Raw genomic sequence first — 21,942 nt, 5'->3', positions numbered from 1 at the left:
GGGAGTGGGCTGCGGTTGGACATTCAGTCCACCCGCGCTCCGAGGAAATCGCCCAAGGCCACGTAGAACCCGGCCTCGTTGTCCCAGGGGATCATGTGGCCGGCGTTGGGCACGCGCACATGCTCGGTCTGGGGTGCCAGGCCCTGCCACTCGGCCACGTCCTCGCTGCGCACCACGTCGCCGCGCTCGGCCGTGACCAGCAGCAGCGGGTGCTGGATGCGGGGCAGGTCGGCATGGATGTCGTCACGGCCGAAGTCCTCAAAGCTTTGCACGATGGCCGGCTCGTGGCAGGTGTGCAGCCACTGGGCGCGCAGCTGGCGCTGCTCTTCGGTCCAGGTGGGGCAGAAGGCGCGCATGGCCTCGGCATCCATGCCCAGCGTGGCCTGGCGGATGGAGTCCACATACCAGGGCAGGGCGGCCGGGTAGGCGCGGCGGCCGGGGCCGGAGACCGGAGGATCGACGATGACCAGGCGCGTGAGCCCGGCCGGCTGGCTGCGCGCGGCGCGCACGGCGATGCGCCCGCCCATGGAGTGGCCGACCAGCGCCCAGCGCTGCAGGCCCAGGGCCTGGGTGAAGGCGGCCACGTCGGCGGCCTGGGCATCGAGGCCGTAGTCCAGGCCAGGTCCCGAGGACGACAGGCCGCGCCCGCGCACATCGAGCACATAGGTGTCGAACTGGCGGCCCAGGTGCTCGGCCACGAAGCCCCAGGTCACGGCCGGGCTGGTGATGCCGGGGATCAGGATGACGGCATCGCGCTGCGCGCGTTCGCCCTCGGCGCCGCCGTAGCGCAGGTAGTGCTGGCGGATGCCGTTGGCGTGGACGTTGCCGCCGTAGCGGAATGTGCTGGGGGTGCTGGAGTTGCTGGTCATGCGTGTGTTCCTCAGGCCTTGGCTGCGCTGTTGCCGGTGTCGTAGGGATAGGCGCCCGACAGCAGCGCGCCCGCGCCCGGCACCACGGGGTCCAGCCCCAGTTCCTTGAGGATGGCATAGGTGGTGGCGATGGAGGCGGTCAGCACCGGCTTGCCGGTCTGGGCCTCGACCTGGGCCACGGCCGGCAGCGAGGGCATCTGCACGCAGGCCGACAGCACGATCACATCGGCGTCGGCGTAGTTCATGCCGGCCACGATGCCGGGCAGTTTGGCGGGGTCGTGGCGGCCCACGTCCAGGTTGTCGGGGATCTCCAGCGCACGCCAGTCCACGATCTCGAAGCCTTCGGCGGCCACGTAGTCCATGACCAGCTGGGTCAGCGGAACCATGTAGGGCGCCACCAGGGCGATCTTCTTGGCGCCCATGACCTTGAGCGCTTCCACCAGCGCGCCGGCGCTGGTGATCACCGGGGCGGTGGCGCCATTGCTTGCCGTGCGCTCGGTCAGGCGCTGCTGCGAGACGCGGTGGTAGCCCTTGCCCATGGCCATGATGGCCACCAGGCAGGCATAGCCCAGCACGTCCACGCGCGCGTCGCTCAGCTCCAGTGCGCAGCGGTCGCTTTCGGCGTCCATGGCGGCCAGCTCTTCCTTTTGCACCTTCTTCATGCGCATGCGGCTGGAGTGGAAGGTGAAGCGGTCCTGCGGGCGCAGCGTGGAGTGGGCCTGCAGCATGGCCGGCACTTCGGTCTCCATGGTGGTGTTGGAGCTGGGGACGATCTGGCCGATGCGGAACGTTTTGGTCATGGACTTGCCTTTGCAGAGTTTCGAGAGTGTCTGATCAGAATCAACTGAGTGTGTACGCTTTATTCTTGCAAAAGACGTGCCGCCTTGCAAATCAGAATTTTCTCGGGGTTTGTACTGATTTGGTGCAGAAATTGCACCAAAAATGGCGAACTTCAATTTATTCTGCCGCCCTGTGGTGCATGCGTCGGTTTGAAAAATTCAAGCGCATACACCTGAATTAAGTGTTTTGTTGCCTGGCACGCTTCCTGCTCTGCACTCTGCAAGGACGCGCCGAAGCAACGGTTGCCCCGTCTGGCTTTCAACATTCCTGCAAGGAGAAAACTGTGTCTCAATCCCCTCGAATCGCCGTTGTCGGCGCCGGTCTCGGCGGGGCTGCAGCTGCCAAGCTGCTGCTCCAGGAAGGCTTCAATGTGCGTGTCTATGAGCAGGCGCCCAGCTTCTCGCGCCTGGGGGCCGGCATCCACGTCGGGCCCAATGTGATGAAGATCCTGCGCAGGATCGGCATCGAGGACGCGCTCAACGAGCAGGGCTCGCATCCCGACTACTGGTACAGCCGCCACTGGCAGACGGGCGACGTGCTGGCCCAGATCCCGCTGGGCGACTACGCCGTCAGGGAATACGGCGCCAGCTACCTGACCGTGCACCGCGGCGACTTCCATGCGCTGCTGGTCGAGGCCCTGCCCGACAGCGTGATGGCCTACGGCAAGTTCCTGACCAAGGTGGAGGACCGCGGCAACGTGGTGGTCATGCACTTCGCGGACGGCACGACCGAGGAGGCGGACATCGTCATCGGCGCCGATGGCGTGAACTCCCGCATCCGCGAGGAACTGCTGGGCCCGGAGCTGCCCAAGTACGCGGGCTACCTGGCCCACCGCGCCGTGTTCCCCACGCCCGAGGTCAAGGCCGGCATGCTGCCCTTCGACGCGTGCGTGAAGTGGTGGAGCGATGACCGCCACATGATGACCTACTTCGTCACCGGCAAGGCCGACGAGCTGTACTACGTGACCGGCGTGCCCGTAGAGAAGTGGGATCTCAACGACCGCTGGCTGGAAAGCAGCAAGGAAGAGATGCGCGAGGCCTTCTCGGGCTGGCATCCCACGGTGCAGGCGCTGATCGACGCCACCGTGGAAGTGACCAAGTGGTCGCTGCTCGAGCGCGATCCGCTGCCGCTGTGGAGCCGTGGCCGCCTGGTGCTGCTGGGCGATGCCTGCCACCCCATGAAGCCCCACATGGCCCAGGGTGCGGCCATGGCCATCGAGGACGGCGCCATGCTGGCGCGCTGCCTCAAGGAAGTCGGCGCGCACAACCATGAACTGGCCTTCGCCCTGTACGAGGCCAACCGTGCCGAGCGCGCCAGCAAGGTGCAGCGCATCTCTCACGACAACACCTGGCTGCGCACCAACGAAGATCCGTCCTGGTGCTTCGGCTACGACGTGTTCAACGTGCCCCTGGTCGAGCCCAAGGTCAAGGCAGCGGCCTGATACTCGCTGCCTTGCCGGACGAGGGGAGGGGAGGGAATCCCCCCCTCCTGCCCGGCCGCAGAACGCCGACATCCTGAACCGCAGCCAAGTTGCAAGAGCCTCGCCCCATGGGAACCCCAGTCCATCCAAGCAGTACCCCCAGCCCCATCCGCCTGCAGGTCAATGCACGCGCATGCGAGGTGCCGGCAGCGCCCGGGACGGCGCTGCTGCATGTGCTGCGCAATGACCTGGAGCTGAACGGGCCCAAGTACGGCTGCGGCCTGGGCGAATGCGGCGCCTGCACGGTGCTGATCGATGGCGTGGCCGCGCGTTCCTGCGTGATCCCCGTGCGGGCGGCCGTGGGCCGCGAGGTCACCACGCTGGAAGGCCTGGGCTCGCGCCAGTGCCCCGGCCCCACGCAGCAGGCCTTCATCGACTGCCAGGCGGCCCAGTGCGGCTACTGCCTCAACGGCATGATCATGACCGTGGAGGCCCTGCTGCGCCGCAACCCCAATCCCGCCGAGCAGGAGCTGCGCAACGAGCTGCACCACAACCTGTGCCGCTGCGGCACGCATGTGGAAATCATGCAGGCCGCCCTGCGCGCCGTGCAGCTGCGGGCACAGCGCGCCGCGCTGCAGGCGCCCTCCGGTTTTCCATCTTCCAGCGCAGGCGAGGTCCAGCCATGAGCCCGGCCGGCAACGCCCCCGCCCTGCCTTCCGACCTGCTGCACGGCCTGGCGCTGCGCCCACCCGTCGCGGCCTGGGACGGTCTGCGCTACCGGGGCAGCGTGCCCCTGCATGCACGGCTGCAGGACGCCCAGACCATGGCCGGCGTGGTGGCCGCAGTGCAGCGCGGGCATTTTCTGGGTGTGGTGGCCGTGGCGCCTGTCCATGCCCGGCAGGCCGCTGCCGGCCTGGCCCCTGCCTGGGATGACCGGCAGGAAGCCAGGGCCGCCAGCGCGCCCCGTCCTGCCGACGGGACTGACAGAGCCGGCAAGGCCGACCTGCCCGATGCCGGCCGCTATGTCTGGCGCATGGCGGCGCCCGTGTCTTGCGAAGGTGTCGCACGCGCAGCCGTGTGGTGCCTGGACGGCCATGCCAGCGTCTGGTTGCCGCCCTGCGACGCCGACGTGCGGCAGATGATCGGCCGTGAACTGGCTGCACTGCTGCAATGCCCCGAGTCCGCGCTGCGGCTGTTCAGCCTGCCGGCCACGGCGGCCGGCACCCCGCATGCGCTGGATCTCATGGATGCAGCGGCCGATGCGGCCCTGCTGTCCCAGGCCGTGGGCAGGCCCGTCAGCGTGGCCTGCGAGGCCTGGACTGCTGCGGGCAGCGCAGACAGCCGGGAGCTGGTGCTGCGCGTGGATGCGCAGCCTTTGCAAGGGCTTGAAGCCGACACGGTGGTGCAGCCTCAGCCGGGCAATGCATCGCCGCAGCCGGACCTGCTGCTGTCCGACACGCCCTGGGCCGTGCGCCCCAGCATGGCGCGCCTGCTGAGCCAGCCCGAGCTGGCGCGCGCCGCAGCCCTGGCCACCGTGCTCGATGCCGGCGAAGTGCATGAACGCCGGCAGGCCGCCAGCCTGCGGCATGCCGGCGTCGATGATCTGAATGCCGCCCAGGTCTTTGCCCGCGAAAGCCGCTGGCATGAGCAGGCGCTGGACCAGGGCCATGATCCGCTGCAATGGCGGCTGCAGCACCTGCCCGAAGGCCCGGTGCGCGATCTGGCCCGGCAGGTGGCCGAGCGTGCGCAGGCATCGCAGCAGGCACCATCCCGCCAGGGCGCCGATGGCCGCCTGCTGGGCCGGGGCTTTGCCACCGCCCAGCTGCAGAGCCTGGATGCGCAGGGCGCCGATCTCCATGCCTGGAGCGCCTGGGTGGCCGAGGTGGCCGTGCACCCGCAAACGGGCGAGATCGAAGTGACCCGCGTCGTGGCCGGCCATGACAGCCGCAGCCTGCAGGCGGCGCAGGCTGCCAGCACGCGGCCCGAGATCGTCCAGCAGGACCCGCAATTGCTGGCCGATGCGCGCCGGCTGCTGGGCACGGCGCCCGCTTTTGACGACTGGGCAGGGGCCACAGCTTCCGCTGCTTCTTTCGATGTGATCGCCAAGCCCGGCTCCGACCTGGCGCAGCATGCGCCCGGCGATGTCGCGGTCATCCGCCAGGGCGATCTGGCGCTGGATGGCGTGGCCACGCTGCCCGCCGCCGCCGCCATTGCCAACGCCATTCACCATGCGACAGGCGTGCGCCTGCGCGAAGTGCCCTTCCAGCCCGAGCAGCTGCGCCTGGCGCTGGCGGGCGAGGGGGCGGGCAGGCCCGGTGCGGCGCGGCCCGGCCGTGGCTGGGGCTGGCTGGCCGCAGGCGCCGCAGGCCTTGCCGGCATGGCGGCCATGGCCTGGCCACTGAAGCCAGCCCTGCCGCTGACCGACGGGCCCGACGTTTCCCTGTACTCGCCGCAGGCCCTGGAGCGCGGCCGCCTGGTGGCGGCTGCGGGCGACTGCGTGGTCTGCCACACGGCCCCGGGCGGTGCGGCCAATGCCGGCGGCTTCGGGCTGGAGACGCCGTTCGGCACCATCTACTCCACCAACATCACGCCCGACAACGAGACCGGCATCGGCCGCTGGTCCTACGCGGCCTTCGAGCGCGCCATGCGCCACGGCATCCACCAGGACGGGCGCCAGCTGTATCCGGCCTTCCCGTACACGGCCTTCGCCAAGCTCAGCGATGGCGACCTGCAGGCCCTCTACGGCTACCTGATGTCCCAGCCCGCCGTGAAGGCCAAGGCGCCCCAGACGCAGCTGGCCTTTCCCTACAACCTGCGCCCGGCCATGGCGGGCTGGAACCTGCTGTTCCACGACGCCACGCCCTTCAAGGCCGACCCCGCGCGCAGCGCCGAATGGAACCGGGGCGCCTACCTGGTCGAAGGCGCGGGCCACTGCGCGGCCTGCCACTCGCCGCGCAATGCGCTGGGTGCGGAAAAGACCGGCATCCACTACCTGGGCGGCGGCGAGGCCGAAGGCTGGACGGCGCCCGCGCTCAATCAACTGGCGGGCGGCAAGCTGCCCTGGAGCCGCGAAGAGCTGTACCAGTACCTGCGCACCGGCTTCTCGGCCCGCCACGGCGTGGCGGCCGGCCCCATGGCGCCCGTCATCCACGGCCTGGCCCAGTTGCCCGAAGCCGATGTGCGCGCCATGGCCACCTATCTGATGGAACTGCCGGGCCAGGCCCCTCAGGCTTCCCAGGCCGCCCCGGCCATGTCGCCACCGGCACCGGCCGCCGTGCAGGCGGCGGCGCCTGCGGTCGCACATGCCAGGGCCCTGGACCGCCACGCCAATGGCGAGCGCATCTACCAGAACGCCTGCGCGGTCTGCCATGAGGCGGGCAGCGGTCCCACATTGTTCGGCGTCAAGCCGCTGCTGGGGCTGAACACCAACCTGCACGCGGCCAGCCCCGACAACCTGGTCCAGGTGATCCTGAACGGCATACAGGCGCCGGCCGACGATGCGCTGGGCTACATGCCCGGCTTCGGGGACAGCCTGGACGACAGGCAGATCGCGGACCTGCTCGGATATTTGCGCGAACGATTTGCACCGGAGGAAAAAGCTTGGCCAGACGACACGAAGACGATTAACCGGCTGCGCATGCAGGCACAGGCGCATGCGCACTGAGGGCGGCAATGGGCAGCAATGGGCGGCGGCATGGGCGATGCCGCGGATATGGACACCTTGCCCTGGAATCTCTCCAGGGTCTGGGTCCTGACATCTGATGCTGGGGACGGGTGATGGGCAACAACGGACGGCGCTGTCGATGTGCAGCCTGTCCGCAATGCGCCCATCGCCCGGATGCAGAGACCGACATCCGGAAATTTTTCATCGGGCCATGGAGATGGCGCCGAGGGAGCGGTTCGCTCCGGATGTGTGAAGGGTGGAAGGCACGGCAGGAGACGGCAACACAAGCTGAACGGCCTTGCCTGGGAAAAGACAGATTCAACAATTGCGATGGCTAGAAAAGGAGTCCCTGCATGTCATCTACATACATTTCGGTGGAAAAAGGCATCCAGACAGCGGGTGTCGGCAAGTTCCAATATCGGCTGTTCGTCATCTTCGGGCTGGTGTGGCTGGCCGATGCCATGCAGGTGCTGTCCATAGGCTTCAGCGCACCGTCCATTGCCAAGACCTTCGGCAAGACCGTGCCCGAGGCGCTGCAGACCGGCACCTTCTTCTTCATCGGCATGCTGATCGGTGCCTTCGTCTTCGGCCGCCTGGCCGACCGCATAGGGCGCCGCCCGGTGCTGATGATGGCCGTGGTGATCGACGCCTTTGCCGGCGTGGCCTCGGCCTTCGCGCCCGAGTTCGCCTGGCTGCTGGTGCTGCGCTTCATCACCGGCATCGGCGTGGGCGGCACGCTGCCCGTGGACTACACCATGATGGCCGAGTTCCTGCCCAGCGACCGCCGTGGCCGCTGGCTGGTGCTGCTGGAATCGTTCTGGGCCGTGGGCACCATCTTCCTGGCCATCCTGGCGCTGGTGGCCGTGTCCTGGGGTGACGATGCCTGGCGCGTGATCTTCTTCGTGACCGGACTGCCGGCGCTGATCGGCGTGGTGCTGCGCTTCTACATCCCCGAGTCGCCCATGTTCCTCAACCGCAACGGCAAGTCCGAAGAGGCGCGCAAGGTGCTGCAGCGGGTGGCCAAGGTCAATGGAACCACCGCGGAAATCCCCGCCCTGCAGCCTGAAAAGCAGGAGCGCAAATCCATCCTCGCGCTGTTCAACGGCGACCTGCGCCGCCGCAGCCTCTCGCTGTTCCTGGCCTGGGCGCTGATCTCCATCGCCTACTACGGTGTCTTCGTCTACCTGCCCGTCAAGCTCAGCAGCGAGGGCTTCGCCTTCATGCGCGGCCAGGTCTTCCTGGTGGTGCTGGCCCTGGTGCAACTGCCCGGCTTTGCGCTGTCGGCCTATGGCGTGGAGCGCTGGGGCCGCAAGCCCACGCTGATCGGCTTTTTGCTGCTCAGCGCCGTCGGCTGCATGTTCTACAGCCTGGGCTCGTCGCCCTTCGTGGTCATCGGCTCCACCCTGCTGATGAGCTTCTCGCTGCTGGGCACCTGGGGCGCGCTGTATGCGTTCACCCCCGAGGTCTACCCCACCGACCTGCGTGCCAGCGGCATGGGCATGGCCGGCGCCGTGGCGCGCTTCGGCGGCCTGTTCGCCCCGGCCATCATTGCGCCCATCATGGCCACCCACTTCACCCTGGCCCTGGCCGTGCTGTCCGCCATGCTGGTGGGCGGTGCCCTGTCGATCTGGGCCGTGGATGTGGAATCGCGCAACCGGGCGCTGGATTGATGACGGCCTGAGCGGACTGAAAGGTCGGCTCAGCAAAAAGGCCAGAAGGATTTTTCCTTCTGGCCTTTGTTTTTGGGGATGACCCGTCCTGACCTGGGTTGACACCTTTTCCTCTCAGAAAAGGCAAGTCAATGGAATCAAGGGTCAAACGCACGCAGCGGGACTACACGCTGGCTTTTAAGCTGTCGGTGGTCGATCAGGTGGAAAAAGGCGATCTCACGTACAAACAGGCCCAGGAGCGCTACGGCATCCAGGGCCGTTCGACCGTGTTGGTGTGGCTGCGCAAGCATGGTCGCCAAAACTGGAGTTCGGCATCATCCGGGCTTGCCATGCCAGTACCGATCAAGAAGCCCTCATCTGCACCTGCTGCACCGCTGACTCCCGAGCAGAAGATCAAGGCCCTCGAAGTCCAGCTTCGCGAAGCCAACGAGAAGGCCCAACTGTTCGAGGCGGTGATCGATGTCCTGAAGAAGGACTACGGGGTGCGCATCGTAAAAAAGCCTTTGGGCAAGTCCTCTCGCAAAAGCTCCTCCCGGGGCTGAGCGTGGCGAGGGCTTGCCGCCATTGGGGCGTCAGCCGCCAAGCCTACTACCAGCAGTTGCAGCATCAGCAGCAACGCTGTGCGCGTGCCGACACCGTGATCGAGCTCGTTCGCGACGTGCGCCTGCGTCAGCCCCGGTTGGGCGCGCGCAAGCTGCACCATCTGCTCGCGCAGCCGCTGCAGCACGCCGGCGCGAGCCTGGGGCGCGATGCGTTGCTGGACGTGCTGCGCGAGGCGCGCATGCTGGTGGCGCCGAAGCGGGCGTATCACAAAACCACCGACAGCCATCATCGGTTTCGACGCCATCCCAACTTGCTCAAGGAGGGGCCGCATCAAGTCCGAGCGACTGCCAGCGAGCAGGTGTGGGTGGCCGACATCACGTACTTGCCCACCGACCAGGGGTTCGTCTATCTCAGCCTGGTCACTGATGCGTGGTCGCGCAAGATCGTGGGCCATCATGTGCACGACAGCCTGCACACCGGGCAGGTCAGCCGGGCGCTGAAGGTGGCGCTCAACGGCCGCCAGACGCAGCAAATGCTGGTGCATCACTCGGACAGGGGCATCCAGTACTGCTCGAATGACTATCAGGAGATTCATCGGCGCCACGGCATTGCCTGTTCGATGACTGACGGCTACGACTGCTATCAGAACGCGCTGGCCGAGCGCGTCAACGGGATCTTGAAGATGGAGTTCCTGCTGCATCGGCCTGCCGATCTGGCCCAGGCCAGCCGGATGGTCCAGCAGGCCGTGCAGATCTACAACCAGGAAAGACCGCACCTGTCCCTAAAATTGAAAACGCCCGATGAGGTTCATCGGGCGTCTCTGGCCGGCTGGATTACGCCGGATCGGTGTCCTTCATAGGTGTCAACCTATGGCAGGACGGGTCAGGAGGCTGCAACGGCTCAGTCGGCCTCGCCACCTTCCAGCATCTTCTTGAGCAGAAAATCCAGCGCCAGCCGCTCGGCCGGATTGAGCCTGCCGTAGGTGCTTTCGGTGATCTGCTTGGCGAAGGGCTCCATGTCGCGCACCAGGTCCTGGCCGGCCTCGGTGAGGTTGATGACGACCTTGCGGCGGTCGATGCGGTCATGGTCCACCTGCACCAGTTCGCGCTGCTTGAGCCGGTCCACCACGCCGCGGATGGTGGCCTGGTCGATCACGGTGGCCTTGACGATGTCGGCCAGCGAGCTGCCGCTGTTGTCGCGCACGGAGCACAGCACCACGAATTGCGCGGCCGTGAGCTGCGAGTCGGGAATGTATTGCTGGAAGAGTGCAGTGTGGCGCTGATAGACACGCCGCAGCAGGTGGCCGATCTGGTCCGAAAAATGATAGCCATCCTGTGGCGTCATGGCTGATGGCGGGTGGTTCATGGTGCGCGTGAGCTTATCAAAATTCACACCAAATACCGTGTGATTTACGACAAGCCGGGCGCATTTGCCAAGTGGCGCAAACCCGCGCTGGCTGCGGCATCCGCAAGACCCGGAACGGCAGGTGCAGCACTGCCTGGCGGCTCATTTGGGAATTGAATGGCGCAATCATCCGTTTGAATTTGACGGCCTGCCCGGCAGGGCTTGAAATGGCATCAGAGACAAAGCGCCAGCGGACCGGACCGCGCCGCTCCCTACAACGAAAGCCAGCAGGGACACCCATGCCAGCCACACAAGGGAAGATCATTCCCATCGCCGTCGCCAATGCCGCTGCTGCCGACAGCGCACTCGGCGCCCATGAGCGCGAGGCCGTCGAGCACGCCATTGCCGTCCACGCCCGGCGCCCCGGCCCTCTGATCGAGTTGCTGCACGCCGTGCAGGACATGCTGGGCCATGTCCCCGAAGCCGCCGTGCCGCGTATCGCCGATGCGCTGAACCTTTCGCGCGCCGAGGTGCATGGCGTCATCTCCTACTACCCCCATTTCCGCACCACGCCAGCGGGCCGCCATGTGCTGCAGGTCTGCCGCGCCGAGGCCTGCCAGTCGCGCGGTGCCGACGCGCTGCTGGCCCATGCAGGCCAGGCGCTGGGCTGCGGATCGAGTGGACACGGGCATGGGCATGGGCACGGAACCAGTGCCGATGGCGCCGTCACGCTGGAGCCGGTCTACTGCCTGGGCCTGTGCGCGTCATCGCCTGCCGTGATGCTCGATGGCCAGCCACATGCGCATGTCTCGGCCAACGACCTGGATGTACTCATCGCGCAATGCCGCCAGCCGGGGCCGGCCGGCGAGCCGGTGGCGCAGCCTGCGCATGCAGGGGCAGGCGCACGGGCAGGGGCAGGGGCAGAGGCAGAGGCAGGGGCAGGCCCCGGCGTGCGCGTCTATGTGCCCCGCGATGCCGCCGCGCTGGTCGTGGGCGCTGACGCCGTGGCCGGCGCCCTGCAGCGAGAGTGCGCGGCGCGCGGCCTTGCGGTGCAGATCGTGCGCAACGGCTCGCGCGGCCTGCTGTGGCTGGAGACCCTGGTGGAAGTCGAGACGCCCGAAGGCCGCGTGGCCTACGGCCCGGTCACGGCCGATGCGGTGCCGGGCCTGCTCGATGCCGGAATGCTGCAGGGCGGCGGCCATGCGCTGTGCCATGGACTGACCGAGGCCATTGCCTACCTGGCGCGCCAGGAGCGCCTGACCTTTGCGCGTGTGGGTGTCATCGATCCGCTGAACCTGGCCGACTACGCAGCCCATGGCGGTTGGCAGGGGCTGGAGCGCGCGGCGCGCATGGAGCCCGCGGCCATCGTGCAGGAGGTGCTGGATTCGGGCCTGCGCGGCCGTGGCGGTGCGGCGTTCCCGGCCGGCATCAAATGGAAGACCGTGGCCGCCGCAGCGGGGCCGCAAAAGTACATTGCCTGCAACGCCGACGAGGGCGACTCGGGCACCTTCGCCGACCGGCTGCTGATGGAGGGCGATCCCTACACGCTGATCGAAGGCATGGCCATCGCGGGCCTGGCCGTGGGCGCGACGCAGGGCCTGGTCTATGTGCGAAGCGAGTATCCGCACGCCATCGCCACCCTGCGCGAAGCCATTGCGCGTGCCGAGGCCGCAGGCTGGCTGGGCCGCGACGTGGCGGGCAGCGGGCGGGCCTTCCACATGGAGGTGCGCAAGGGCGCGGGCAGCTATGTCTGCGGCGAGGAAACGGCCATGCTGGAGAGCATCGAGGGCCGGCGCGGCATCGTGCGCGCCAAGCCGCCGCTGCCGGCCATAGCGGGGCTGTGGGGCCGGCCCACGGTGATCAACAACGTGATCACGCTGGCCACGGTACCGCTGATCCTGGCGCGCGGCGCGGCCTTCTACCAGGGCTTCGGCATGGGCCGCTCGCGCGGCACGCTGCCGTTCCAGCTGGCCGGCAACATTGCGCGCGGCGGCCTGGTGGAAAAGGCCTTCGGCCTGAGCCTGCGCGAGCTGGTGGAAGACTTCGGCGGCGGCACGGCCACCGGCCGCGCCGTCAAGGCCGTGCAGGTGGGCGGCCCGCTGGGCAGCTATGTGGCGCCGGCCGACTGGGATGCGCCGCTGGACTACGAGGGCTATGCGGCCAAGGGCAATGTGGTGGGGCACGGCGGCATCGTCGTGCATGACGACAAGGCCGACATGGCGCGGCTGGCGCGCTATGCCATGGAGTTCTGCGCCATCGAATCCTGCGGCAAGTGCACGCCCTGCCGCATCGGCTCCACGCGCGGCGTGGAGGTCATCGACCGCATCGTGCGCGCCGGCGCCGACCCTGCCGCCCACGCCGCCCACGCCGGCCAGGTGGCCCTGCTGGAAAGCCTGTGCGACACCATGCAGCACGGCTCCATGTGCGCCATGGGCGGGATGACCCCGTATCCGGTGCGCTCGGCGCTGAACCACTACCCCCAGGACTTCGGTATCGAGTCCACCACGGCCGCAGCGGCTGCCTGAACGGAGAACACCATGCTCGACCATCTGAAGCAAGCCGACTGGGGCACGCCCGCCAGCCCGTCCGAACGCCTGATCACCCTGGAGATCGACGGCCGCGAGGTCTGTGTGCCCGAGGGCACCTCGCTGATGCGCGCTGCCATGGAAGGCGGCGTCAGCGTGCCCAAGCTGTGCGCCACCGACAGCCTGGAGCCCTTCGGCTCCTGCCGCCTGTGCCTGGTGCAGATCGAGGGGCGCAAGGGCTTTCCGGCCTCGTGCACCACGCCTGCCGAGCCCGGCATGAAGGTGCGCACGCAAAGCCCGCAACTGCAGGAGCTGCGCCGCGGCGTGATGGAGCTGTACATCTCCGACCATCCGCTGGACTGCCTGACCTGCAGCGCCAACGGCGACTGCGAACTGCAGGACATGGCCGGCACCGTGGGCCTGCGCGAGGTGCGCTACGGCTTCGAGGGCGCCAACCACTTCAAGGGCCAGGCGCGGGCCGAGGTCGATGTCTCCAACCCGTACTTCAGCTACGACCCCAGCAAGTGCATCGTCTGCAACCGCTGCGTGCGCGCCTGCGAAGAGACGCAGGGCACATTTGCGCTGACCATCTCGGGCCGGGGGTTCGAATCGCGCGTCACGGCGGGGCAGGGCGGCAGCTTCATGGACAGCGACTGCGTCAGCTGCGGCGCCTGCGTGCAGGCCTGCCCCACGGCCACGCTGCAGGAAAAGACCGTGACCGAGCTGGGCCAGGCCGGGCACAGCGCCATCACCACCTGCGCCTACTGCGGCGTGGGCTGCGGCTTCAAGGCCGAGATGAAGGGCGAGCAGGTCGTGCGCATGGTGCCCTGGAAGGACGGCCAGGCCAACGAGGGCCATGCCTGCGTCAAGGGCCGCTTTGCCTGGGGCTATGCCACGCACAAGGACCGCATCACCCGGCCCATGGTCCGCGCGAAGATCACCGACCCCTGGCGCGAAGTGAGCTGGGAAGAGGCCATTGCCCACACGGCCAGCGAGTTCCGTCGCATCCAGGCGAAGCACGGCAAGGACTCGATTGGCGGCATCACCTCCTCGCGCTGCACCAACGAAGAGGCCTACCTGGTGCAAAAGCTGGTGCGCACGGCCTTCGGCAACAACAACGTCGATACCTGCGCGCGCGTGTGCCACTCGCCCACGGGCTATGGCCTGGGCCAGACCTATGGCACCTCGGCGGGCACGCAGACCTTCAAGTCCATCGAGCACACGGACGTGGTCATGGTCATCGGCGCCAATCCCACGGCCGCGCACCCGGTGTTCGGCTCGCGCATGAAAAAGCGCCTGCGCGGCGACGGCCGGCGTGCGGGCGCCAGGCTCATCGTCATCGACCCGCGCGAGATCGAGCTGGTCAAGTCGCCCCACATCCGCGCCGACTACCACCTGCAACTGCGGCCCGGCACCAACGTGGCCATGATCACCTCGCTGGCCCATGTCATCGTCACCGAAGGCTGGCTGGCCGAGGACTACATCGCCGAGCGCTGCGATGCCAGGTCCTTCGCCCAGTGGAAGGAATTCGTGGCCCGGCCCGAGAACTCGCCCGAGGCCATGGCCGAGGTCACCGGGGTTGCTCCCGAACTCGTGCGCGGCGCCGCGCGCCTGTATGCGCTGGGTGCCGAGGACCACGCGGCGGGCACCCCCGTCAACGCGGCCATCTACTACGGCCTGGGCGTGACCGAGCATGCGCAGGGCTCGACCATGGTCATGGGCATCGCCAACCTGGCCATGGCCACGGGCAATGTGGGCCGCGAAGGCGTGGGCGTGAATCCGCTGCGCGGCCAGAACAATGTGCAGGGCTCCTGCGACATGGGCTCCTTCCCGCATGAACTGCCCGGCTACCGCCACATCTCGGACAGCACGGTGCGCGCCGAGTTCGAGGGGGCCTGGGGCGTGGCGCTCAGCCCCGAGCCCGGCCTGCGCATTCCCAACATGTTCGAGGCGGCCCTGGCCGGCAGCTTCATGGGCCTGTACTGCGAGGGCGAGGACATCGTGCAGTCCGACCCCAACACCCAGCATGTGACGGCCGCGCTCTCGGCCATGGAATGCGTGGTGGTGCAGGACATCTTCCTGAACGAAACCGCCAAGTACGCCCATGTCTTCCTGCCGGGCGCCTCCTTCCTCGAAAAGGACGGCACCTTCACCAATGCCGAGCGCCGCATCTCGCGCGTGCGCAAGGTCATGGCGCCGCTGGCCGGCCATGCCGACTGGGAAGTCACCCAGCTGCTGGCCAATGCCCTGGGCTACGCCATGCACTACACGCACCCGAGCGAGATCATGGCCGAGATCGCCGCGCTCACGCCCAGCTTTGCAGGCGTGAACTACGACAAGATCGACCGGCTGGGCAGCGTGCAATGGCCCTGCAATGACAGCACCGAAGAGGCCGGCACGTCCATCATGCACAGGGACCGCTTCGTGCGCGGCAAGGGCCGCTTCATCATCACCCAGTACGTGGCCACCGACGAGAAGGTCACCCAGCGCTTTCCGCTGCTGCTGACCACGGGCCGCATCCTGTCGCAGTACAACGTGGGCGCCCAGACCCGGCGCACGCACAACAGCCACTGGCACAGCGAGGACCGGCTGGAAATCCATCCGCATGACGCCGAGGACCGCGGCATAAGCGACGGAGACTGGGTCGGCATCGCCAGCCGCGCGGGCGAAACCGTGCTGCGCGCCACCGTCACCGAGCGCATACAGCCCGGCGTGGTCTACACCACCTTCCACTTTCCCGAATCGGGCGCCAACGTCATCACCACCGACAGCTCGGACTGGGCCACCAACTGCCCCGAATACAAGGTCACGGCCGTGCAGGTGCTGCCGGTACCCCAGCACGCCCAGCCGTCCGACTGGCAGCGCGGCTTTGCGCGCATGCATGAAGAGCAGATCGGCCTGCTGCAAGCCGCGCAGGCAGGCAGCATGGCCGTGGCGGGAGGCAAGTGATGGACAGCGCCAACCTGGTCCGCATGGCCAACCGCATCGGCGAGTTCTTCGAGGCCATGCCCGAGCGCGACGAGGCCCTGCAGGGCATTGCCGAACACATCCGCAAATTCTGGGAGCCCCGCATGCGCGCCGAACTGGCCCGCGTGCTGGCCAGCCCCGACGAGGCGCAGGCGCTCAAGCCCATCGTGCGCGAGGCGCTGGTGCTGCATCCGCTGGGCCATCCTGCCTAGCAGGCCGGTCCGGAGGATGGCTACGTCCGGCCGATGGCCGCCAACACCCGTCGCAGATCGATGAACATCGTGGTGGTGGCCGTTGGCCCATCGGTGCTGGTGCCTATGGGCAGAAAGCCCTTTGCCGCATAGAAGCGCACGGACTCTGGCTTGGCATCCACCACCAGAAAACGGCAGCCCGTGTATGGCATGACATGGTCCGTGATCAGGGCAATGACAAAGTCCACCAACTGGCTCCCAACCCCCCGGCCCTGCAGGCTGGTATCCACGGCCAGCCGGGCCGGCTTGATGGCCGGATAGTCCTTGTAGCGAAAGCCGTCCAGCACGGCCGGTTCGTCGAACTGTTCGAGGGCCACATGGGTGCACAAGGTCGTGATGTAGGCCAGAACCTTGGTCTCGCCTTCCGGCACCAGGACGAAGGTGCGCGCAAGATGCTCCTGATGGAGCTTCTTGGCTTCTTTGCGCAGAAAGGATTTGAGAGGGGCGAATGCCTCGCTGCCCAGGCTCAGCGCGTTGCAGCCGTCACCCGAGGCCAGTTCGCGCAGCTCGAAACCCCCGGCTCAGTCTTTGCCCTTGAGGGGTTCGCCGGTCGGCTTGAGCTTGATCCGGACCGTGCCATCCCTTGTGAAGGTGATGGCGAGCTTGCGGCCATTGCGTGCGGATGACACAGCAGCCTGTGTGCCCCGGCCATGCGCAAGCCTCCGTGTGAGAGCTTTCGCTTCATCACCGGAAACCGTGACCGGGCCGAGAAAGTTGCTGTGAACTGCCATCGGCGCAATCTAGCAGTTTGGTGACAGAAGCAGCCTGCATGTGCGCTGATCTGTCACCAATGCCATGGTTTCTGCCATGCCAGGAGGGCGGCACTGCGTCAGCCAAAGCACTTCTTCTTCGCCATCTCCCGCGCCAGCGCCACAAAGCCGGCAGCGGCTGGCGACAGGCGGTCCAGGCTGCGCACGGCCAGGCCGGTGACGCGGCGCTGGCGGGGCAAGAGGCTGCGGTAGACCATGCCTTCGGGGGCCTGTTCGGGCACGGCCAGGCGCGCGGCAATGGCAATGGCGTGGCCCTGGGCCACGAAGCCCTGCATGGACGACATTTGCTCGAAGTGGTAGATGGCCGCAGGCTGGGCGCCGGCCTCGGCCAGGAAGCGGTCGATGTGCGCGCCCGACCCGGCCGAGGTGCGCACAAAGGCCTCGCCGTGCAGGTCGGCGGCGCGGACGCTGCGCTGGGCCGCCAGCCGGTGCGATGCGGGCAGCAGCGCCACCAGTTCGTCCTCGATCAGGGGCACGGTGTCGAAGCGCTCGTCAGGCAGCACGACGAAGCCGATCTCCACGCGCCGCTCCAGCAGCCACTTGACCACGGTGTCGTCGTTCTGCTCGTCGATCTGCACCAGCACGGCGGGCTGGCGGCGCCGGTATTCGGTGATCAGCGGGGGCAGCAGCCGCAGCGAAGAGGTGGCGCCGAACGAGGCCACGCGCAGCGTGCCGCGCGCCATGCCGCGCTCGGCATCGGCCTCCTGCCGCAAGGCCTCCTTTTGCTGGAGGATGTCGTTGGCGCGCTGCAGCAGCCGCGTGCCTGCGTCGGTCAAGGGGGAGTGGGGGCCTTCGCGCCGCACAAGCTGCACCTGCAGCTCGCCCTCCAGCGCGCGCAGGGCATGGCTGACGGCACTCTGGGTAATGCCCAGCAGCGCGGCCGCGCGCGAGAAACTGCCGGCGCGGGCCAGGGCCGCAAACACTTCGAGCTGGGTGAAGGTCATGGGATCGCGGTGTCCATGTCATGAGCATTTGCTCATTTGTCTATGAATCGATATGAGCACATAGTACGCGCCATGAATTCTCTCCGCTTCTTTGGCCCGCACCTGCGGCTTGTCGGCATGGCCCTGCTGTGGGGCGCTTCCTGGCCTGCGGGCCGCGTGGTGGCACAGAGCATGCCGCCGCTGGCCGCCGCCAGCCTGCGCTTCCTGCTGGCCGCCGCCGTGCTGCTGCCCTGGCTGTACTGGGCCGGTGGCATGGCCGGCCTCCGGTACTGGAGCGCCAGGCGCTGGCTGGGCATGGCGGCCGCTGGCGCCACGGGCGTGTTCGGCTATGCGGCCTTCTTCCTCATGGGGCTGCAGCATGTGCCGGCCGGCAAGGCGGCCCTGGTGATCACGCTCAACCCCGTGCTCACGCTGGCCCTGGCGGTCTGGCTGTTCGGCGAGCGGCTCAACCGCACCATTGCCCTGGGCATGGCGCTGGCGGCCTGCGACGCCGTGGTGGTGATCTCGCATGGCCAGCCGCTGGCGCTGCTGCAGGGATCGGTGGGCGCGGGCGAGCTGCTGATCCTGGGCTGCGTGGTGTGCTGGGTGACCTACACCCTGATCGGCCGCTGGCTGCTCACGGGCGTGGATGCGCTGTCGGCCACGGCCGTGACCTCGACCATGGGCGCGGCCATGCTGCTGGTGGCCAGCCTGGTGGTCGAGGGGCCGGCCGGCCTGCAGGCTGCCGTGCTTGGCAACGCAACCGCCTGGGGCGCGCTGGCCTTCCTGGCCTTCGGCGCGACGGCCCTGGCCTATGCCTGGTACTTCGACGGCGTCAAGGCGCTGGGCGCGGGCGCGGCCTCGGGCTACATCACGCTGGTGCCCGTGATCGGCGTGGCGCTGTCGGCGCTGTGGCTGGGCGAGAGCATCGATGCCAGCATCGTGCTGGGCGGCGGCATGGCCGTGGCCGGCACGGCGCTGATGAACTGGGGGCGCAGGCCTGCGGCTGCGGTGCACGTGGTTGCCAAGCGCACCGCAGTCCAGAGCTGAACGGACCCCGTCCGGTTCAATCCAGCGAGGCGCCCGAGGTGCGCACGCGCTCGCCCTGCACCTGGTAGTCGCGCGCCAGGAAGTCGCGGTATTCGGCGGGGCTGGAGGCCACGGCCACGTAGGAGAACGCGTCCACCTGGGTCTTGCGGAATTCGGGCTCCAGCAGCACGCGGCGCACATCGGCGGCGATCTTCTCCACCAGGGGCGCCGGCGTTCCAGCCGGTGCCAGCAGGCCGATGTTGAAGACAGCCTGGATGTCGCGCACGCCGGCTTCCTTGAAGGTGGGCACATCCGGCAAGGCGATGCTGCGTGTCTCCGAGGACACGGCCAGGGCCTTGAGCTTGCCGGACTTGATGTGCTGCTCGATCACCGACACGCCCAGCACCGCTGCGTCGATCTGGCCGGCGATGACTTCGGGGATCAGCGGTGCAGCGCCCTTGTAGGGCACGTGCACCATCTCCAGCCCTTCCTGCTTGGCGAACATGGCTAGCGGCAGGTGCACGATGCCGCCCGCGCCCGATGAGCCATAGGTCAGCGGTTTGGTCTTGCCTGCCTGGCGTGCCTGAGCGATGAATTCCTGCAGCGTGCCGGCCTTGGAACTCTGGGGCACGAAGAAGACCATGGGCACGCTGATCAGGCGGGAGATGGGTGCGAAGTCCTTTTGCGGGTTGTAGGGCAGCTTCCTGTACAGGTGCGGGTTCATGGTCAGCGACGCTTCGGTCGCGGCGAACAGCGTGTAGCCGTCGGGTGCGCTCTTGGCCACGTACTCGGCTCCGATGATCTCGTTGGCACCTGTGCGGTTGAGGATGACCACGGGTTGCGACCAGACCTTGTTCAGGCGCGTGGCCAGTGCGCGTGCCAGGTTGTCCACGGGGCCGCCGGCCGCGTAGGGCACGACGATGTTCACCGGCTTGGTGGGAAAGGTCGCAGGAGCCTGGGCGTGGCCCAGGGCGGGCACGAGGGCCACGGTGGCGGTCAGCAGGGTTGCGGCGATGCGATGCAGGCTGGACATGGTGTGGGAAGCGGGTACGGTGAAACAGGCCGCACTCCAAGGGGCGGCCTGCTGTGGAACGGACGAATCGAAAAAAATGGCAGGCCGGAAGGCTACGGAAGGTGGCGGAGCCTCAGGCGCGCACACGCTCCATGCGTGTCAGTGGCAAGGACTCGCCTTCGCTGACTGCGGGCTGCAGCACGAAGTCGAAGCGCGTGCGTACGAAAGGCGCGTTCACGCCCAGCGACTCGTAGCCTGCCGGCGCCACGCCGCGCTCCAGCTCGACGATCAGGCCGTCACGGGTGGCGAAGGCGAAGTCGTCGTCCAGGTAGGTGTCGCCGGGCAGGTTGACCTGGGTGGTCAGCGTGCGCATGCCGGGCGCAACCACGAGGAAGTGAATGTGGGCGGGGCGATGGCCGTGGCGTCCCAGCGCGTCGAACAGTTCCGAAGTGGGGCTGTTCGGCGGTATGGAGTAGCCGGGCGGCACATAGCTGCGAAAGCGGTAGCGGCCCTGGTCGTCGGTTTCTATGCGGCGGCGCAGCTCGTAGGGCTTCATGCCCGGGAAGAAGTGCGAGTAGCCGCCCTGGACATTGGCATGCCAGACGTCGATGAGTGCATGCGGCAGAGGCTGGCCGTCAAGATCCAGCACCCGTCCTTCCATCACGAAGACCTCGCCCTGGGGCTCGCCCTCGTCCAGGCGCACCTCGGCTTGCGCCAGTGGTGCGCCGGCCACGAACAGCGGGCCTTCGATGGCGCGCGGCGTGCCTCCCGCGCGGCCGGCACGCGCATCGGCCTCGTCGCTGCGGATGTCCAGCAGCCGGTCGAAGCCCAGGCCTGCCGTGATCAGGCCCAGCTGGCCGCTGCTCCCAAGGCGGCCCAGCCAGTCCACGGCGGCCCAGAACTCGTCGGGCTTGACATCCATCTCGTCGATGGTGTGGAACAGATCGCTGACGATGCGCTGGGTCAGCGCCCGCACGCGGTCGCTGCCGGGGGCGATCTGCTTGCTGTTGACCAGATTCAGCAGCTGGTCCTGGGACAGTTCGGACATGTTTGTCTCCTCGTGGTTTTATGGGATGTCCTGGAAAAGAGGAGCGCTCAGTCCATGCTGATGTTGCGTTCCGTGATCACCTTGGTCCAGCGCACGGACTCGGCCTGCAGGTGCCTGGCCGCTTCGTCGGGCGTGGAGCCCACGACTTCGGCACCGATGGCCTTGAAGCGTTCGAGCACGTCGGGCTGCTTCATCTCGGCCACGAAGACCTGGTTGAGCTTCTTGACGATGGCCGGCGGCGTGCTGGCGGGCATGAAGACGGCGAACCAGGGCGAGACCTCGTAGCCCTTGATGCCGGCCTCTTCCATGGTGGGCACGTCGGGCATGCTGGACGAGCGCTTGGCCGTGGTCACGGCCAGGGCGCGCAGCTTGCCCGACTGGATGTGCGGGCGCGCCGAGGTGATGGAGTCGAACATGTAGTTGACCTGTCCGCCCAGCAGGTCGGAGACGGCCGGGCCCGATCCCTTGTAGGGGATGTGCAGGATGTCCACGCCGGCCAGCGAGTTGAACACTTCGCCCGCCAGGTGGATGGAGGTGCCGTTGCCGGCCGAGGCATAGGTCAGCTTGCCGGGCGAGGCCTTGGCGGCGGCCACCACATCGGCCACGCTCTTGACGTTGGGCTGGGTGGAGTTGGTGACCAGGATGTTGGGCACCACGGCCAGCACGCCCACGGGGGCGAAGTCCTTGATCGGGTCGTAGCTGAGCTTGCGGTACAGCGGCTTGTTGGTGGCCATGCCGATGGAGGTGATCATCAGCGTGTAGCCATCGCCGGGCTGCTTGGCCACGAAGTCGGCGCCGATGTTGCCGCCGGCGCCGGGACGGTTCTCGATCACGAAGGGCTGGCCCAGCGTGCGGCCGGCCTTCTCGCCCAGGGTGCGCGCGATGGCGTCCATGGCGCCGCCCGGCGGGAAGGGCACGATCCAGCGGATGGGCTTGCTGGGCCAGTTGGCCTCGGGGGCCTGCGCATGGGCGGCGGGCATCACGGCGGACAGGCACAGGCCTGCGGCGGCGGCGGTCAGAAAACGGCGTTTCACTTTCACTTCACTTGTCTCCGGAAAATCTTGTCT

18 protein-coding genes are annotated in these 21,942 nt (G+C 67.8%); 10 read left to right on the top strand and 8 right to left on the bottom strand.

The genetic code is table 11. From position 1 onward, the window contains the following. Positions 1-23: 23 nt before the first annotated feature. On the bottom strand, positions 24-869 hold the full coding sequence (locus tag ACFPFG_RS11920; RefSeq protein ID WP_183017468.1) for an alpha/beta fold hydrolase: 846 nt from the start codon (positions 867-869) through the stop codon (positions 24-26). 11 nt (positions 870-880) lie between these two features. Next, on the bottom strand, positions 881-1,669 hold the full coding sequence (locus tag ACFPFG_RS11915; RefSeq protein WP_310889361.1) for a maleate cis-trans isomerase family protein: 789 nt from the start codon (positions 1,667-1,669) through the stop codon (positions 881-883). A 323-nt stretch (positions 1,670-1,992) separates the two neighbouring features. On the opposite strand from ACFPFG_RS11915, the gene ACFPFG_RS11910 reads away from it, so the two are divergent. The 5 genes from ACFPFG_RS11910 (at position 1,993) to ACFPFG_RS11890 (ending at position 9,865) form a co-directional block, all read left to right on the top strand. Then, on the top strand, positions 1,993-3,150 hold the full coding sequence (locus ACFPFG_RS11910; protein ID WP_183017469.1) for an FAD-dependent monooxygenase: 1,158 nt from the start codon (positions 1,993-1,995) through the stop codon (positions 3,148-3,150). A gap of 107 nt (positions 3,151-3,257) precedes the next feature. Beyond that, a complete protein-coding gene (locus ACFPFG_RS11905) occupies positions 3,258-3,815 on the top strand; it encodes a (2Fe-2S)-binding protein (RefSeq protein WP_380106696.1) in 558 nt (185 codons plus the stop codon). Next, the gene (locus tag ACFPFG_RS11900) at positions 3,812-6,793 is read left to right on the top strand and encodes a c-type cytochrome (protein ID WP_380106694.1); all 2,982 of its coding nucleotides are present in this window, start codon (positions 3,812-3,814) and stop codon (positions 6,791-6,793) included. Before ACFPFG_RS11905 ends, ACFPFG_RS11900 begins: the two co-directional genes overlap by 4 nt. A 353-nt stretch (positions 6,794-7,146) precedes the next feature. After that, positions 7,147-8,463: an MFS transporter gene (locus ACFPFG_RS11895; RefSeq protein WP_012203781.1), complete on the top strand. Its 1,317-nt coding sequence runs from the start codon at positions 7,147-7,149 to the stop codon at positions 8,461-8,463. 131 nt (positions 8,464-8,594) lie between these two features. Continuing rightward, positions 8,595-9,865 (top strand): IS3 family transposase gene (locus ACFPFG_RS11890; RefSeq protein ID WP_380106692.1). Its coding sequence is split into 2 segments (ribosomal slippage): positions 8,595-8,954 and positions 8,957-9,865, totalling 1,269 coding nucleotides; the frame shifts between segments, so codons are not numbered across the junction. Between the two features lie 41 nt (positions 9,866-9,906). Here ACFPFG_RS11890 and ACFPFG_RS11885 read toward each other — a convergent pair. Beyond that, a complete protein-coding gene (locus ACFPFG_RS11885) occupies positions 9,907-10,350 on the bottom strand; it encodes a MarR family winged helix-turn-helix transcriptional regulator (protein WP_174549389.1) in 444 nt (147 codons plus the stop codon). A 299-nt stretch (positions 10,351-10,649) separates the two neighbouring features. On the opposite strand from ACFPFG_RS11885, the gene ACFPFG_RS11880 reads away from it, so the two are divergent. The 3 genes from ACFPFG_RS11880 to ACFPFG_RS11870 are packed head-to-tail and all read left to right on the top strand — an operon-like array spanning position 10,650 to position 16,054. Next, positions 10,650-12,875, top strand: a complete 2,226-nt coding sequence (locus ACFPFG_RS11880; protein ID WP_380106690.1) for a formate dehydrogenase subunit gamma — start codon at positions 10,650-10,652, stop codon at positions 12,873-12,875. 12 nt (positions 12,876-12,887) lie between these two features. Further along, entirely contained in the window at positions 12,888-15,824 is a 2,937-nt protein-coding gene (gene fdhF / locus ACFPFG_RS11875) for a formate dehydrogenase subunit alpha (protein WP_380106688.1), read from the top strand. Further along, the gene (locus ACFPFG_RS11870; protein WP_312377422.1) at positions 15,824-16,054 is read left to right on the top strand and encodes a formate dehydrogenase subunit delta; all 231 of its coding nucleotides are present in this window, start codon (positions 15,824-15,826) and stop codon (positions 16,052-16,054) included. Before fdhF ends, ACFPFG_RS11870 begins: the two co-directional genes overlap by 1 nt. A 20-nt stretch (positions 16,055-16,074) precedes the next feature. On the opposite strand, the gene ACFPFG_RS11865 is transcribed toward ACFPFG_RS11870, so the two are convergent. Beyond that, positions 16,075-16,410 (bottom strand): GNAT family N-acetyltransferase, encoded by a 336-nt coding sequence (locus ACFPFG_RS11865; protein WP_380106685.1) that lies wholly within the window; start codon positions 16,408-16,410, stop codon positions 16,075-16,077. Between ACFPFG_RS11865 and ACFPFG_RS11860 the strand changes: the two genes are divergently transcribed. Further along, positions 16,411-16,719: a hypothetical protein gene (locus ACFPFG_RS11860; protein ID WP_380106684.1), complete on the top strand. Its 309-nt coding sequence runs from the start codon at positions 16,411-16,413 to the stop codon at positions 16,717-16,719. 203 nt (positions 16,720-16,922) lie between these two features. On the opposite strand, the gene ACFPFG_RS11855 is transcribed toward ACFPFG_RS11860, so the two are convergent. Next, on the bottom strand, positions 16,923-17,807 hold the full coding sequence (locus ACFPFG_RS11855) for a LysR family transcriptional regulator (RefSeq protein WP_312377425.1): 885 nt from the start codon (positions 17,805-17,807) through the stop codon (positions 16,923-16,925). 72 nt (positions 17,808-17,879) lie between these two features. Between ACFPFG_RS11855 and ACFPFG_RS11850 the strand changes: the two genes are divergently transcribed. Beyond that, positions 17,880-18,836 carry a DMT family transporter gene (locus ACFPFG_RS11850; protein WP_380106681.1) on the top strand — a complete coding sequence of 319 codons (957 nt, stop codon included), beginning with the start codon at positions 17,880-17,882 and terminating at the stop codon, positions 18,834-18,836. A gap of 16 nt (positions 18,837-18,852) precedes the next feature. Here the strand turns inward: ACFPFG_RS11850 and ACFPFG_RS11845 are convergent, their stop codons facing one another. The 3 genes from ACFPFG_RS11845 to ACFPFG_RS11835 all read right to left on the bottom strand — a co-directional run bounded on the left by ACFPFG_RS11845 (position 18,853) and on the right by ACFPFG_RS11835 (position 21,915). Beyond that, positions 18,853-19,848 carry a Bug family tripartite tricarboxylate transporter substrate binding protein gene (locus ACFPFG_RS11845; protein ID WP_312377429.1) on the bottom strand — a complete coding sequence of 332 codons (996 nt, stop codon included), beginning with the start codon at positions 19,846-19,848 and terminating at the stop codon, positions 18,853-18,855. Between the two features lie 112 nt (positions 19,849-19,960). Continuing rightward, on the bottom strand, positions 19,961-20,875 hold the full coding sequence (locus ACFPFG_RS11840) for a dioxygenase family protein (protein WP_183017480.1): 915 nt from the start codon (positions 20,873-20,875) through the stop codon (positions 19,961-19,963). Between the two features lie 47 nt (positions 20,876-20,922). Then, positions 20,923-21,915 carry a Bug family tripartite tricarboxylate transporter substrate binding protein gene (locus tag ACFPFG_RS11835; RefSeq protein WP_183017481.1) on the bottom strand — a complete coding sequence of 331 codons (993 nt, stop codon included), beginning with the start codon at positions 21,913-21,915 and terminating at the stop codon, positions 20,923-20,925. Positions 21,916-21,942: the final 27 nt, after the last annotated feature.

Origin of the sequence: Delftia deserti, assembly GCF_042653485.1 — a bacterium.
GTDB lineage: Bacteria > Pseudomonadota > Gammaproteobacteria > Burkholderiales > Burkholderiaceae_C > Comamonas > Comamonas acidovorans.
The sequence above is the reverse complement of the archived record's forward strand: the minus strand, read 5'-3'. Positions and strand labels throughout refer to the sequence as shown.